Consider the following 13,835-nt stretch of genomic DNA (forward strand, 5'->3'; position numbering starts at 1 on the left):
TGGTTTATGTCTGATTCCGCTCTTCAGGCGCAGCTCGATTCACTGCGCCAGCAACTGCACCATCACGCCCACCAATACTATGTGCTCGATGCGCCGGAAATTCCGGATGCCGAGTACGACCGCCTGTTTCAGGCATTGCTGGAATTAGAACGCCAGCACCCCGAACTTCTTACGCCAGATTCTCCTTCCCAGCGGGTTGGTGCGGCACCCTTGAGTGCCTTTAGTCAGGTCGAGCACGATATTCCCATGTTGTCTTTGGATAACGTCTTTTCCGAACAGGAATTACTGGATTTCGACCGCCGTATTCGCTCGCGATTGGAAGACGTCGATCAGCTCAGCTATGCCTGTGAGCCCAAGCTGGACGGTATTGCGATTAGTCTGCGCTACGAAGACGGTGTTTTAGTCCGAGGTGCAACCCGTGGCGATGGTCGCAGTGGCGAAGATATCACCCAAAATGTGCGCACGGTTGGCTCGATTCCACTGCGTCTCACTGGTAGTGGCTGGCCAGCAAAATTAGAAGTGCGCGGCGAAATCTACCTGCCAAAGCAGGCCTTTGAGGCGCTGAATAATCAGGCGCGCGCCGAGGGCAGCAAGCTCTTTGTGAATCCGCGCAACGCCGCCGCAGGTAGCTTGCGCCAGTTAGATAGCCGCATTACCGCCAAGCGGGCTCTGGAAATGTGTTGTTACAGCATTGCCGGTTTGGATGACAGTGGTTTGTTCAGCCGTCATACCGAGGGTCTCGAGCAGCTTAAAGCCTGGGGCTTTTTAATTAATCCGGAAATGCGAGTGGTCGATTCGGTAGACGGCTGCATTGAGTATTACCGGGATTTACTCAAGCGCCGAGATCAGTTGCCTTACGATATCGACGGCATAGTTTTTAAGGTTAACGATCTGGAAACTCAGGCGGAATTGGGTTTTGTTTCCCGCGCGCCGCGCTGGGCCATTGCCCATAAATTTCCCGCCCAAGAAGAAATCACCACGCTGGAAGATGTGGAGTTTCAAGTGGGTCGCACCGGTGCGGTAACCCCAGTAGCGCGCTTAAAACCGGTGTTTGTGGGTGGCGTTACGGTGAGCAATGCCACCCTGCATAATTTTGATGAAATTGAACGCTTGGATGCCCGTATTGGCGATGCGGTGATTGTTCGACGCGCGGGCGATGTCATTCCGCAAATTGTACAAGTGGTGATCGACCGTCGTCCCGAAAATGCCCGAGTCGTTGCCATGCCCAGTGCATGCCCGGTGTGTGGTTCAGCGCTTGTTCGGCCCGAGGATGAGGCGGTATTTCGCTGCCCGGATAGTCTCGGTTGCGCCGCTCAGCGCAAGGAAGGAATCAAACACTTTGCCAGTCGCAAAGCCATGGATATTGATGGCTTGGGCGACAAGCTGGTTGAAGCCTTGGTGGATGAGGGACTAATCCAGTCGGTGGCCGATCTTTATGGCCTGCAGGTCGATCAAATCGCCGGTTTGGAGCGGATGGGGGCCAAGTCGGCGCAGAATCTGATTAGTGCAATCGACGCGTCTCGCAGTACCACGTTGCCCCGTTTCTTATACGCCTTGGGTATTCGTGAAGTGGGGGAGGCGACCGCAGCGAATCTTGCCCGGCATTTTGCCGTTCTCGATGCCTTGATGGCCGCCACTGAAGAAGAGTTATTAGCGGTGGATGATGTCGGCCCTATCGTAGCGGCGCATATCTTGGGCTTCTTCGCCAATGACAAAAACCGAGGTGTGATTGCCGCCTTGTTAGAGCAGGGTGTGCATTGGCCTGAAGTACAACAGCTCGCGGGTGACCTTCCTCTTGCCGGTCAAACTTGGGTGCTGACCGGTAACTTGGAAAGCATGAGTCGCACTGAAGCCAAGGAAAAGCTGGAGGCCTTGGGGGCCAAGGTGGCGGGTAGCGTTTCGGCCAAAACCGATTGTGTTGCCGCAGGTGAAAAAGCCGGCTCCAAATTGAAAAAAGCCGACGCGCTTGGCGTTAAAGTCATTGATGAAGCGGGTTTATTGGCGGTGCTTAACGGGAGTGATGACTAGTGTTGCGCTTGGGCTTGCTTATGCTGGGCGTGCTTGTGTTGTCGGCGTGTACGACGTCGCCGCCGCGTAACCCCAATGATATCTGCGCGATTTTCCGCGAGAAAGATGATTGGTATGCCGATGCCGCCAAAGCCTCGAAAAAGTGGAACTCTCCGATTCCCGTGATGATGTCGATTATGCATCAGGAGTCGCGTTTTGTGGGGGATGCCCGGCCACCGTTTCGCTGGTTCTTAGGCTTTATTCCGCTGGGTCGCGCCTCCGATGCTTTTGGCTATCCCCAAGCCAAAGACGACACCTGGCGCTGGTATAAAGACAAGGCGGGGAATTGGGGCGCAGATCGCAATGATTTTGACGATGCCATCGATTTTATCGGCTGGTATAACAATATCAGCTCGCGCACCTTAGGCATTGCCAATACCGATACCTATAGCCTTTATCTTGCCTATCACGAAGGTCATGGTGGTTTTAAAAAGCGGACGTTTGCCAAGAAGCAATGGCTGCAAAATGTGGCGGGCAAAGTCTCTGCCCGCTCGCGAACGTACAGCGCCCAACTGCAACTGTGTGAAGAAGATTTACAGCGCGGTGGCTGGTTCTTCGGGCTGTTTTAAATCCAACAGGTAAAGGAGAGTGGCTTACCACTCTCCAGTATTGGGCATAGAAGCCCAGGGCTCTTGCACAGGCAGGGCTTGGCCTTTCTGTAGTAACTCAACAGAAATACCGTCGGGTGAGCGCACAAATGCCATATGGCCATCGCGCGGTGGCCGATTAATGGTTACACCACCGTCCATCAGGCGCTGGCAGGCACCGTAAATATCGCTCACCGCAAAAGCGAGATGGCCAAAATTGCGGCCGCCTTCATAACCTTGTTCGTCCCAGTTCCACGTTAGCTCCAAGCAGGGTGTGCGATTTTCTGCCGCATTATCAGCATCGTCTGGCGCGGCGAGAAAAATCAGCGAAAATCGACCCTTATCGTTGTCGTAGCGGGCAATTTCTTTCATTCCGAGTAAATCGCAGAAAAAGTGCATTGAGGCATCGACATCTGAGATGCGAATCATGGTGTGCAGATATTTCATATTCTCTCCAGAACTTCGTTATGCTGTGGGCATTATAAGCACACAGTGACGTGGGTGATGTAAGGTGTAGTGCATATAAGTTGGATTTGGGGAAACTCCGTGAGCCACAAACATCTATTAATCGTTTATCACAGCCAGTCTGGTCGCAACGCCGATTTATCTGATCTGGCGGCCGAGGCGGCGCGTACAAGCGAAGAGCCGGTTGTGGTAAAGCGTTTAAAAGATGATGAAGCCGGGTGTCGGGATCTGGAATGGGCCGATGCGGTTATTTTCTTTTTCCCCGAAAATTTTGGCGCTTTGGCCGGTGGTATGAAGGCCTTTTTTGACCGCATTTTTTATCCGGTCATTGATAAGCAAATCAGTTGCAGCTATGCCATTTTTATCAGCACCGGTAACGACGGTAGTCAGGCCTTGACACAGGTACAGCGCATTTTTAAGGGGCTGCCATTTCGAGAAGTCAACGAGCCGGTGATTGTTCGCGGCGAGCCAAATGACGAGGCGCGTACCAAGGCATCTGAGCTGGGTTTGGCGATGGCGGCGGGCCTGGCCATGGGGATTTTTTGATCTGGCGTAAAATAAGCCGTTATATTGCGCGATATAACAATAACTTGCTTTACCTTTTAATCATCTGGTCTAGAATGTGAACGGTAGGACTAAGTGGGGGCGGATTGGCCCAAAAGTTCTTGATCTACGAAATTTGGATCATTGTTTTTCGCCCCTGGATACCCTAATGTTTTCTCTGATCACATTAATGTGGTATCCGTATTCCTGAAATTCGCTGCCTAATAAAAGCATTAAGATGGTGAAGTAATATGGAAGTGGCTGCCATCAATAATAAATCTTGGCATCGGTATACGCTGCCAAAACAACAAAAACGATAAGACCTGGTAACTGGAGCGCATATGGTTTTCAAAAAATCCTCTATTCCCCTAAAAGTGTCTGTACTGGCTGCAGCGGTAGCTGCTTCGAGTCAGGCGTTTTCCGCCGCGGTATTGGAAGAAGTGGTGGTCACCGCAACCCTGCGGGCGGAGAGTCTGCAAGACGTTCCGGTTTCGGTAAACGCCGTCAGCGGTGAAAAAATGGCTGAGGCCGGCATCGGCAAGGTAGAAGACCTGCAAGCCTATGTGCCTAACCTGACCATGTCAGAAACTGGCATTGGTACCAATATTTATATTCGCGGTATCGGTTCTGGTATCAACCCCGGTTTCGAGCAATCCGTGGGTATGTACTTCGACGGCGTAAGCTACGGTCGCGCCCAGCTAACTCGTGCGCCATTCCTCGATTTGGCACGGGTAGAGGTATTGCGCGGCCCGCAAAATATCCTGTTTGGTAAAAACAGTATCGCCGGTGCGCTGAGTTTGATTTCCGCACGCCCGGATCAAGAATTCGAAGGTAACGTCACCGCCGCCTACACTCCTGAATTTAACGAAGGTTCAGTAGACTTGATCTTGTCTGGCCCGCTGACCGACAGCGTCGGTGCTCGCTTGGCAATTCGCCAGCGCGTGACCGATGGCCACATTGAAAACCTGACGCTGGATCGCGACGAACCCCAGCGTGATGAGTTGACGATTCGGACTATTTTCGAATGGGATGCGACCCCGGATTTGACCGTGGCCTTGAAGTTGGAAGCGGGGCAGTTCGATGTGGATGGTCGTCAGATCGAAATTATTAACGACAATCCTTCTAATTCGACGACTAGCGCCTTTACTGGCCGCACCTACGCGCAGATTTTGGATGAAACCACCATTGCTTACGGCCCAGTAACTCTGGTGGAAGTGGATTCGGACTCTTCTGTTCTGAACAACTATCAGGACTTCAAGCGTTCTTCAAATGGTGATTACAGCTACAACGATACCCGCAACATCACCATCAATGCGGACTACTACAAAGACGGTCATCAGTTCACCTTTATCACTGGTTTGCTGGGTTATGAAACCGAAGAGCTGTGCGACTGTGACTTCACTGGCTCGCCCGTATTCAGCGTGGGCGCAGAAGAAGAGTACAGCCAGTTCAGCCAGGAAGTACGCTGGGTTTCACCAGCGGGTGAAAACTGGGAATTCATCGCCGGTGGTTTCTACCAGCAAAGCGAGCTGGATTTTTACGACAGTATTCGCGTAGACAGCGACATTCTGCCTCAGTTGCTTAATGCGGCAGATATTCAAGAAGCCGGTGCGCGCGGTGAGCGTCCTCCTTTTGACCTAGAAGGCGGTCCTCTGGGCTTGCCGGTTGGCGGTATCGGTGATGCCGGTGATGAGATCCGTAACTTGGGTACGCCCCGTTATTTCTCTACTGATACTAAATTGCTTTCGGCCTTTATCCAGGCCACTTGGAATGTGACAGACCTGTTCCGCACCACGCTGGGCTTGCGCTATTCCTACGAGGAAAAAGAAGGTAGCCGCCGTCTGGATTTTGAAAACCGTGAAACCGGTGTTCGTCCTGATGAAGGCGAGATCGATACCGTGGTAGCGAAAAACTTCTCCTCCGAACGTCATGACCTGAAAGGTAGCCGCGATAGCAGCTCTTTCGCGCCCTCGATCAACTTCCAGTATGACTGGAGCGACGACGTAATGCTCTACTCAACGGCGAGCATCGGTTATAAATCGGGTGGTTACGATGCCCGCTCAAACGCTTCGCCTGAAACTAATCAGATTCGCCCTCTGCAAAATGTTGGTGATGAAACACTGATTCTGGTCGGTAGTTTCGAATATGAAGAAGAGCAGGCGACCAGCTTTGAATTCGGTGCTAAAACCACCTTGTTGGATGGCGCAGCTGAGCTGAATATTGCGGCCTTCTACACCGACTACGACGATCTGCAGGTTAGTATCTTCGACGGCACCTTGGGCTTTAACGTGGGTAATGCCGGTGCGGCAACCACCATGGGTCTTGAGCTAGACGGCCGTATGGCGCTGTCTGAAAAGCTGATGATGACGGGTGCATTGGCATTCCTAGACTTTGAGTTTACTGACTATGAGAATGGCCAGTGTTATCAGGGTCAAACCCCAGACTATATGGTTGATGGTAATCCTTACTGTGATTACAAGGGTAAAACCAACCAATACGTTGCGGATTACTCGGGCAACCTGTCATTCATCTACACCGATATGTTGACCTCTGATCTTGAACTGCGCAGCGCGATTGATTTTGTGTTCACCGGTGATTACAACTCATCTCAGAACCTCGATCCGTCACAGCAGCAAGACGCCTATGTGAAGTCCAATTTGCGGGTGGCCTTGTCTGATGTGTCTGCCGGTTGGGAAGTGGCACTCTTGGTTAAAAACTTGACTGATGAGACCACTGTGTCTTACTCCAATGACACGCCGCTGTCTAAGAGCATCTTTGGTTCAACTGGCCACTACGGCTTTATCGACGCGCCACGCTCTATTGGCATTCAGGGTTCTTACCGCTGGTACTAAATTGGTAGCCAAATCCTAACGTTACAAACGCCGCTTTATGCGGCGTTTTTTTTGTCCTGCAATTTCTCGATATTGTTCCGCTGCGCCGCAGTAGACATAAAAAGATCAATATTTGTCGATTTTCCTTGCTTCCTGTGCCCGTTCCGATATCTTCAATTCAGGCTAACAAGCCTTCCTAACATAATGAAAATACGGGGAAACATAATGATAAAAGTCATGAAGATGTCTTTGCTGTCAGCCATGGTGGCCACGCTCTCATCCGGTCTCTATGCTCAGGAAGCTCCAAAAAACAAATCTGCGCTGCTAGAAGAAGTACTAGTTACTGGTACAAAAAAAGCTGAAGCTGAAAAGCTGCAGGATGTGCCGATTGCCGCCACCGCTTTTGGCGAAGATCAGCTAGAAGTACTTTTTGTACGCGATCTGCAGAGCTTGTCTTACACCATGCCTAACGTCTCTATGGATGATGTGGGTACCGCAAAAGGGGTTGCCAACTTCTCCTTCCGTGGTCTGGGTATTAACAGCTCGATTCCAAGTATCGACCCCACCGTAGGTGTGTTTATCGACGGCGTATATCAAGGCACCAACCAAGGTGTGGTATTCGATCAGTTTGATATGGCGGGCGTTGAAGTATTGCGTGGCCCGCAGGGTATTCTGTTTGGCCGTAACGTGACCGGCGGTGCGGTTCTGGTACGTACTACCGACCCAACCCCTGAAACAAGCTTTAAAGCGCGCCTGTCTCGCGAAACCGGCAATAACACCTATCTGTCGGCCGTGCTTTCCGGCCCGCTGGTTGAAGGCAAGTTGCTGGGTAAAATTGCCGTCTATGGCAATAAAGATCAGGGCTATTTTGAAAACAAAGCCAATGGCAATGATAGCTTTGGCGATTCCAAAACCTTGATGGGCCGCGCTGCCTTAACGTGGCTGCATGGTGGCGATGCCAATGCCGAAACCACCTTTAAAATTGAACAGGCGGATTCCGAGGGCGACGGCCCTGCAGGACAAAACCATGCCTTGTTTGATCGCAATAGTTTTGATTTCGCGATTGACGATGAAGGCTACTTCGATATGGAGTGGACTCGCGCAAGTGTGGAGCATAAGCGCGATATTGGTAACGGTACCCTGACCAATATTACTGGTTGGAAAAATCTGGAAACCACCGCTGAAACCGATATTGATGCCACTCCAAATCCAGTTTTTCATGCACCTATTGCTCTGGATGCCGAACAATTTAGTAATGAATTGCGCTATAACATTGTGTTGGATGAGCGCTTCGATGTAACAGCGGGACTATATTACTTCACTCAAGATATTTTTTATTTGGAACGTCGTAACTTTGGTGTTGCGCTGGTTCAAACAGGTGGCGGTAAGCAGGATCAAACCACTCTTGGGGCCTTTGCTGCGGTTGATTACCGCATTACCGATAATCTCTCTGTTCTTGCTGGAGTTCGTTATACCGAGGAAGAAAAAGAGGTTCAGGTTGCAAATATTGCATCGCCCGGTAAATGCAGTACCGATACACATTCTTGTTCAGGTTACGATTTTACTGACTCAAAAACATGGAATAATGTGTCTCCCAAGATTGGTGTGCAGTGGTATCCCATGGAAAATCTGCAGACCTATGCCAGCTACAGTCAGGGATTCCGTTCTGGAGGGTATAATCTAAGAAATACCTTGCCGAATGTGGAGCCAGGTCCCTTTGATGAAGAGACTCAAAACTCTTTTGAAATTGGTGCGAAGTGGGATGGCTTCGACGGCATGCTGCGCTTAAATGCGGCGATTTTCCAAAATGAAATTAAAGATATGCAGCGTGAAATCAACTTTTCACCTGCTCCTAACCAAATTGCACAAGTGATTGATAATTCGGCAGATGCCACGATCACTGGTGCGGAATTTGAAGCTCTTGCCGGTTTAGGTCAGTACTTTGTCTTGGCCCTAAATGCAGGTTATCTGGATGGTCAATACGATAAGGTACTATATGACTTGAATCGTGATCCAAATGGACTTATTGATGAAAATGACAAAAAACTGGACATTCCTCGTTTAGCACAATGGACTTACGGTGCCAGCCTGACCTTCCAGAACGATATGGGCGATGGCAATATGCTGACAGCTCGGGTTGGTTTCAATCACCGTGATCCCAGCGCTTATACCGATGATAACCTTGGTTATCTGAACTCGGCTGATATGGTAGATGCGGCGGTGTCAGTAAGTACCAAAGAAGGTTTCACCTACTCGGTATTTGGTCGCAACCTGAAAGATGAAGTGACCCACGGTGGTGATACGCAATTAGGTGGCCCTGCCTCTTTCGCCCCACTGAATAAAGGCAAGGTATTTGGCTTCGAAGTGAAGTACGAATACTGATCCTGACTTGTGCAGTAACTCAAAGGCCGGTTTTCCGGCCTTTTTTCTGCGTGACGGTTTTGGCTTGGCGTAATATAGCGGCGTTGAAAATAAATCATATTGTGTAGGTAGTTGTGGAAAGTAGTGAACAGCGGGTTTTACAGGCGGTAAATGCCTCTCTAATTGCGGGCAAGTCGGGTTGGTTAGTCACCATTGCTGCCACTCATGGCGCCTCACCGCGCCCATTGGGCTCCCTAATGTGGCTGGAGCAGGGCGGCGCAGTGTGGGGCTCGGTTTCCGGCGGTTGCATTGAAGATGATTTATTGGAAAAACTGCAGGCCGGTCAATTGGCAACACGTGCCTGCCAGCTAGTGGAATACGGCGTTAGCCCCGAAGAGAATGAACGCTTTGGCCTGCCTTGCGGCGGGCGCATGAAGTTATTGCTGGAATTTTTAAGCCCGTCCAAGCAATCCGATATTGAAACCTTATTGAAGGCCTTGTCTGAACGACAGGGGATTCGCCGCTGGGTGGATTTGGCCGGTTCTAGTTGGCAGTTTGAAACCATTGATCGCGGTGACGATGTGCAGCTTACCGAGAACAGCTTGCGTCAGGATTTTGGTCCTCGCTATCAATTACTTTTGATAGGGGCCAATGAGTTGGCTCGCTGTATTGCCGAAATTGCCACGGCGCTGGAATACCGGGTATTGGTTTGCGATCCGCGCGAGGAGCGTTGCCAGCAATGGGCGGTGGCCAATACCGAAATTATTCAACTGATGCCCGATGAGGCGGTAATGCAGTTTGCCGCAGACCGCTATTCGGCAGTCATTACCCTGACCCACGATCCGCGCATTGATGATATGGCCTTGATGCAGGCGCTTACCCACGATCTGTTTTATGTCGGTGCGCTGGGCAGTGTGCGCACTACAGAGAAACGCTGTGCCCGGTTATTGCAACTGGGGTTGAGCGACGCGCAAATCGCGCGCTTACATGCGCCGGTAGGTTTAAGTATTGGCAGTAAATCGGCCATGGAAATTGCGGTGGCGGTAATGGCTGAATTAACGGCGCTGCGGCGCGGTAAGGCCGAGATTGTTTGGCGTCAGTCTGAATCTTCTGGAATAAATCAGTCGTGAACGCATTACTGATTCTTGCGGCGGGGCAAAGCCGCCGCTTTGGTGCGGATAAACGCTTTGTGACCATGCCCAAGGGCGGGCCGCTACTGCCTGCATTGATCCGGCGCGGCGGTAAGGCGGGGCTGCCAGTGACGGTGGTATTGGCCGAAAGCGATCCGCTGACAGAAATACACGGCGCTCATATTTTGCGATCAACTCGTGCGGCTGGTGGTATGGGTTATAGCCTGGCCGATGCCATTGCGCAGCTCGATTCAGCCTTATCCTCAGTGTTGATTTTACCGGCAGATTTGCCTCTTTTGCGGATTAGCTCGTTGCGACAGGTGGCCGAACAGGCCGCTGAAGACCGAATTATTATTCCCCATTTTCAGGGGCAGCGCGGTCATCCGGTGGCGATTGGTCGTGCATTTTGGCCTGAGCTGTTAAACCTTGAAGGGGATCAGGGCGCGAAAGCGGTATTGGCGAAGTATGCCGATGCCTGTGTGCGTCTCGATCTGGATGATCCGGGTATCTGCGCCGACGGCGATACGCCAGCGGCGATGCAATCCCTTTTCGATGAAATGACCTTGCCGGAATAGCGTCAGCGGTTTGCGTTTTGATAGCTTGGTAGCCGCTCAATAAAGGCTTCCGCCGCCCGAGAAAGACTGCGACTGCGGTGGTGCACACAACCGAGGGTGCGCTGTAGCTGATGGCCTTCAAGTTGCAATTGCGTCACGCTGTCATCCAGCATACTGCTAGGCAAAATACTCCAGCCCAAACCAATGCTGACCATCACCTTGATAGTTTCCAGATAATTGGTGGCCATGCCCACTTCCATTTTCAGGCCGGCATTATCAAATAAGCTTTTAATAATTTGGCCGGTGTAAGTGTTCAGGCCGGGGGGCAGGGCGGTGTGTTCAGCGAGCTCGGTGAGGGCTACGGTTTTTTTGTTTGCCAGCAAATGATCATTGGCGACTGCCACCATCAAAGGGTCATCCCACACCGGAATAAAGCTGAGTTGGGCTTCTTTGCTGGGTGCCAGTGTAATTACCGCCAAGTCCATCTCGCCCTGCAGTATGAGCTGGTGGGCCTGTTCCGAATCCATAAAATCGATATCGAGCTGAACATTGGGGTATAAGCGGGAATATTCGCGCAATACCGGCGGCAGGCGGTGCAGGCCAATATGATGGCTAATGCCCATATTTAAGCGCCCACTGATACTTTGATTTTGCAGGTCGTTTATCTGCCGTTGGGCCTCGCGTATATCCTGTAAAATTCGCTTGGCATTGGGCAGTAGGGCCAGTCCGGCTTCGGTCAGATTGACGTGGCGGCCAATGCGATCAAACAATTTACAGTCCAATTGCTGCTCAAGGCTGGCTATGCGCTTGCTGATTGCGGGTTGGGTAAGATGCAGCCGGTTCGCCGCCTCTGAAAAAGAAGCGTGTTCGGCGACGGCCAGAAAGGCAGTAAGATTCTGTGTATCCATACTTGGAGTCTCTATTAATGCTGCGCTCAGCAAGGTAATAGTTGGCTGCTGAATATGTTATTAGATTCCAAATTGGAATCCAAATAATAAAAAATATGAATTTGAGTTATTTATTCGGGCTGCGTAAAATTCAGCCTGTAATCTGAATCTGTAAATATCGTTCTGTGGCATTAAGCGGCAGCGAATTATGTGCATTCCTGGGAGCGCAACATGGCTGGACAAACTCTTTACGATAAATTGTGGCAGGCCCATTTGGTGAAGCAGCGGGACGATGGTTCCGCACTGATTTACATTGATCGCCAACTGGTTCATGAAGTGACGTCGCCTCAGGCTTTTGAAGGCCTGCGTATGGCCGGGCGTAAGCCTTGGCGCATTAGCGGCAGTATCGCCACGCCAGACCACAATGTGCCGACCTTGCACAGCGAGCGTTCAGCCGGTGTGGCCGGGATTGTCGATGAAGTTTCTCGCATTCAGGTGAAAACGCTGGATGAAAACTGCGAAGAATTTGGCATCACCGAATTCACCATTAACGATGTGCGCCAAGGTATTGTGCACGTTGTTGGGCCAGAGCAGGGCGCAACCCTGCCCGGTATGACCGTGGTTTGCGGCGATTCCCACACTGCCACTCACGGTGCACTGGGTGCGCTGGCACACGGCATTGGCACCTCCGAAGTGGAACACGTACTGGCGACCCAGTGCCTGATCCAAAAGAAAAGCAAAAACATGCTGGTGCGCGTTGATGGTCAGCTTGGCCCCGGCGTGACGCCTAAAGACGTGGTGCTGGCCATTATCGGCAAAATCGGCACCGCAGGTGGAACCGGTTACGCCATTGAATTTGGCGGTCAGGTACTTCGCGATATGTCGATGGAAGGCCGCATGACCGTTTGTAATATGGCGATTGAAGCCGGTGCACGTGTCGGCATGGTCGCCGTAGACCAAACTACGATGGACTATGTCAAAGGTCGTCCTTTTGCGCCCAATGATTCTGAGTGGGAGCAGGCGGTCGCTTATTGGGAAACCCTGCACAGCGATGCCGATGCAAACTTTGATGCGGTTGTTGAGCTGGATGGCGCGCAGATTAAACCGCAAGTGAGCTGGGGCACCAGCCCGGAAATGGTCTTGCCGGTGGATGCCAATGTGCCAGCGCCAGACGATTTCTCCGACCCAGTTAAAAAGGCGGCTTGCGAACGCGCCCTGCAATATATGGGGCTGACGGCAGGGCAGGCGATAAAAGATATTCGTTTGGACAAGGTCTTTATCGGTTCTTGCACCAATTCGCGAATTGAAGATTTACGCGCGGCAGCGGCGGTGGTGAAGGGCAAGAAAGTGGCCGACACCATCAAGGAAGCGCTGGTTGTGCCTGGCTCAGGTTTGGTGAAGCAGCAGGCGGAAAGCGAAGGCTTGGATAAGATCTTTATCGAAGCCGGCCTCCAATGGCGCGATCCCGGTTGCTCCATGTGTCTGGCAATGAACGCCGACAAACTGGGTGCGGGTGAGCATTGCGCCTCAACCTCTAACCGTAACTTTGAAGGGCGTCAGGGCTTTGGCGGTCGCACTCACTTGGTGAGTCCTGCGATGGCGGCGGCAGCGGCAATTGCCGGCCATTTTGTTGATGTTCGTGAGTGGAATTAAGGGGAGTCGATCATGAAAGCATTTACCGTTGTTGAAGGTGTTGTGGCGCCAATGGATCGCGCCAATGTCGATACCGATATGATTATTCCCAAGCAGTTTTTGAAATCGATCAAGCGCAGTGGCTTTGGCCCCAATCTGTTTGATGAGCTGCGTTATTTGGATGAAGGTCAGCCCGGTCAGGATTGCAGCAGCCGTCCACTTAATACCGAATTTCCGCTGAATTTTCCGCGCTACAAGGGCGCATCCATTCTGTTGGCTCGTGAAAATTTTGGTTGTGGATCCAGCCGTGAACACGCGCCGTGGGCGCTGGACGATTACGGCTTTCGCTGTGTGATTGCGCCCAGCTTTGCCGATATTTTCTTTAATAACTCCTTCAAGAATGGCCTGTTGCCGATCGTATTGGATGAGAAAATTGTCGATGAGCTGTTTACCAAGATGTACGCCGAAGAAGGTTTTAGCCTGACGGTTGATTTGCCGAATCAGTGTGTGCGTCTTGCTGATGGTACTGAGTTTGCGTTTGAGGTGGATGCATTCCGCAAGCACTGCTTGGTTAATGGCTTAGACGATATCGGCCTGACCTTGCAGGATGCTGACGCTATTCGCGAGTTTGAAACGCAGTGGCAGGCGAAGTCGCCGTGGTTGTTTCGCGAGCATTCCGCCTAAAATCGGGGATTAATTATTGCGCTCGTAATTTTGATTGCTGGCGCTGCGCTTATCGTTAATTCGCGCTTTCAATTCAGTATTTGAAACAAAAGAA

11 protein-coding genes are annotated in these 13,835 nt (G+C 51.4%); 9 read left to right on the plus strand and 2 right to left on the minus strand.

Features of this window, described 5'->3' with window-relative positions:
* Window positions 1-6: 6 nt before the first annotated feature.
* On the plus strand, window positions 7-2,028 hold the full coding sequence (gene ligA / locus IB286_RS08420) for an NAD-dependent DNA ligase LigA (RefSeq protein WP_190764454.1): 2,022 nt from the start codon (window positions 7-9) through the stop codon (window positions 2,026-2,028).
* Window positions 2,029-2,048: 20 nt separating this feature from the next.
* Entirely contained in the window at window positions 2,049-2,636 is a 588-nt protein-coding gene (locus tag IB286_RS08425; protein WP_190764927.1) for a transglycosylase SLT domain-containing protein, read from the plus strand.
* 24 nt (window positions 2,637-2,660) lie between these two features.
* Here IB286_RS08425 and IB286_RS08430 read toward each other — a convergent pair whose 3' ends face one another.
* On the minus strand, window positions 2,661-3,101 hold the full coding sequence (locus IB286_RS08430) for a VOC family protein (protein ID WP_190764456.1): 441 nt from the start codon (window positions 3,099-3,101) through the stop codon (window positions 2,661-2,663).
* Between the two features lie 99 nt (window positions 3,102-3,200).
* On the opposite strand from IB286_RS08430, the gene IB286_RS08435 reads away from it, so the two are divergent.
* The 5 genes from IB286_RS08435 to IB286_RS08455 all read left to right on the plus strand — a co-directional run bounded on the left by IB286_RS08435 (window position 3,201) and on the right by IB286_RS08455 (window position 10,559).
* Window positions 3,201-3,665: a flavodoxin family protein gene (locus IB286_RS08435; RefSeq protein ID WP_190764458.1), complete on the plus strand. Its 465-nt coding sequence runs from the start codon at window positions 3,201-3,203 to the stop codon at window positions 3,663-3,665.
* Between the two features lie 338 nt (window positions 3,666-4,003).
* On the plus strand, window positions 4,004-6,514 hold the full coding sequence (locus IB286_RS08440) for a TonB-dependent receptor (protein WP_190764460.1): 2,511 nt from the start codon (window positions 4,004-4,006) through the stop codon (window positions 6,512-6,514).
* A gap of 204 nt (window positions 6,515-6,718) precedes the next feature.
* Window positions 6,719-8,875 (plus strand): TonB-dependent receptor, encoded by a 2,157-nt coding sequence (locus IB286_RS08445; RefSeq protein ID WP_223826244.1) that lies wholly within the window; start codon window positions 6,719-6,721, stop codon window positions 8,873-8,875.
* A gap of 113 nt (window positions 8,876-8,988) precedes the next feature.
* Complete coding sequence (locus IB286_RS08450; protein ID WP_190764462.1) at window positions 8,989-9,984, plus strand: XdhC family protein; 996 nt, start codon at window positions 8,989-8,991, stop codon at window positions 9,982-9,984.
* Window positions 9,981-10,559, plus strand: coding sequence for a nucleotidyltransferase family protein (locus IB286_RS08455; protein ID WP_317889731.1), 579 nt, complete (start codon window positions 9,981-9,983; stop codon window positions 10,557-10,559). The genes IB286_RS08450 and IB286_RS08455 overlap by 4 nt, the downstream gene beginning before the upstream one ends.
* Window positions 10,560-10,561: 2 nt before the next feature.
* Here IB286_RS08455 and IB286_RS08460 read toward each other — a convergent pair whose 3' ends face one another.
* On the minus strand, window positions 10,562-11,446 hold the full coding sequence (locus IB286_RS08460) for a LysR family transcriptional regulator (RefSeq protein WP_190764464.1): 885 nt from the start codon (window positions 11,444-11,446) through the stop codon (window positions 10,562-10,564).
* Between the two features lie 210 nt (window positions 11,447-11,656).
* Between IB286_RS08460 and leuC the strand changes: the two genes are divergently transcribed.
* The gene (leuC, locus tag IB286_RS08465; protein ID WP_190764466.1) at window positions 11,657-13,078 is read left to right on the plus strand and encodes a 3-isopropylmalate dehydratase large subunit; all 1,422 of its coding nucleotides are present in this window, start codon (window positions 11,657-11,659) and stop codon (window positions 13,076-13,078) included.
* A 12-nt stretch (window positions 13,079-13,090) separates the two neighbouring features.
* A complete protein-coding gene (leuD, locus tag IB286_RS08470) occupies window positions 13,091-13,741 on the plus strand; it encodes a 3-isopropylmalate dehydratase small subunit (protein ID WP_190764468.1) in 651 nt (216 codons plus the stop codon).
* Window positions 13,742-13,835 lie beyond the last annotated feature (94 nt).

The organism is Spongiibacter pelagi (genome assembly GCF_014705705.1).
GTDB lineage: Bacteria > Pseudomonadota > Gammaproteobacteria > Pseudomonadales > Spongiibacteraceae > Spongiibacter > Spongiibacter pelagi.

What these genes read in the sequence shown, in the direction of transcription:
- ligA (WP_190764454.1), top strand. Translation starts at nt 7, where the DNA reads ATGTCTGATTCCGCTCTTCAGGCGCAGCTCGATTCACTGCGCCAGCAA.
- IB286_RS08425 (WP_190764927.1), top strand. Translation starts at nt 2,049, where the DNA reads ATGCTGGGCGTGCTTGTGTTGTCGGCGTGTACGACGTCGCCGCCGCGT.
- IB286_RS08430 (WP_190764456.1), bottom strand. Translation starts at nt 3,101, where the DNA reads ATGAAATATCTGCACACCATGATTCGCATCTCAGATGTCGATGCCTCA.
- IB286_RS08440 (WP_190764460.1), top strand. Translation starts at nt 4,004, where the DNA reads ATGGTTTTCAAAAAATCCTCTATTCCCCTAAAAGTGTCTGTACTGGCT.
- IB286_RS08445 (WP_223826244.1), top strand. Translation starts at nt 6,719, where the DNA reads ATGATAAAAGTCATGAAGATGTCTTTGCTGTCAGCCATGGTGGCCACG.
- IB286_RS08460 (WP_190764464.1), bottom strand. Translation starts at nt 11,446, where the DNA reads ATGGATACACAGAATCTTACTGCCTTTCTGGCCGTCGCCGAACACGCT.
- leuC (WP_190764466.1), top strand. Translation starts at nt 11,657, where the DNA reads ATGGCTGGACAAACTCTTTACGATAAATTGTGGCAGGCCCATTTGGTG.
- leuD (WP_190764468.1), top strand. Translation starts at nt 13,091, where the DNA reads ATGAAAGCATTTACCGTTGTTGAAGGTGTTGTGGCGCCAATGGATCGC.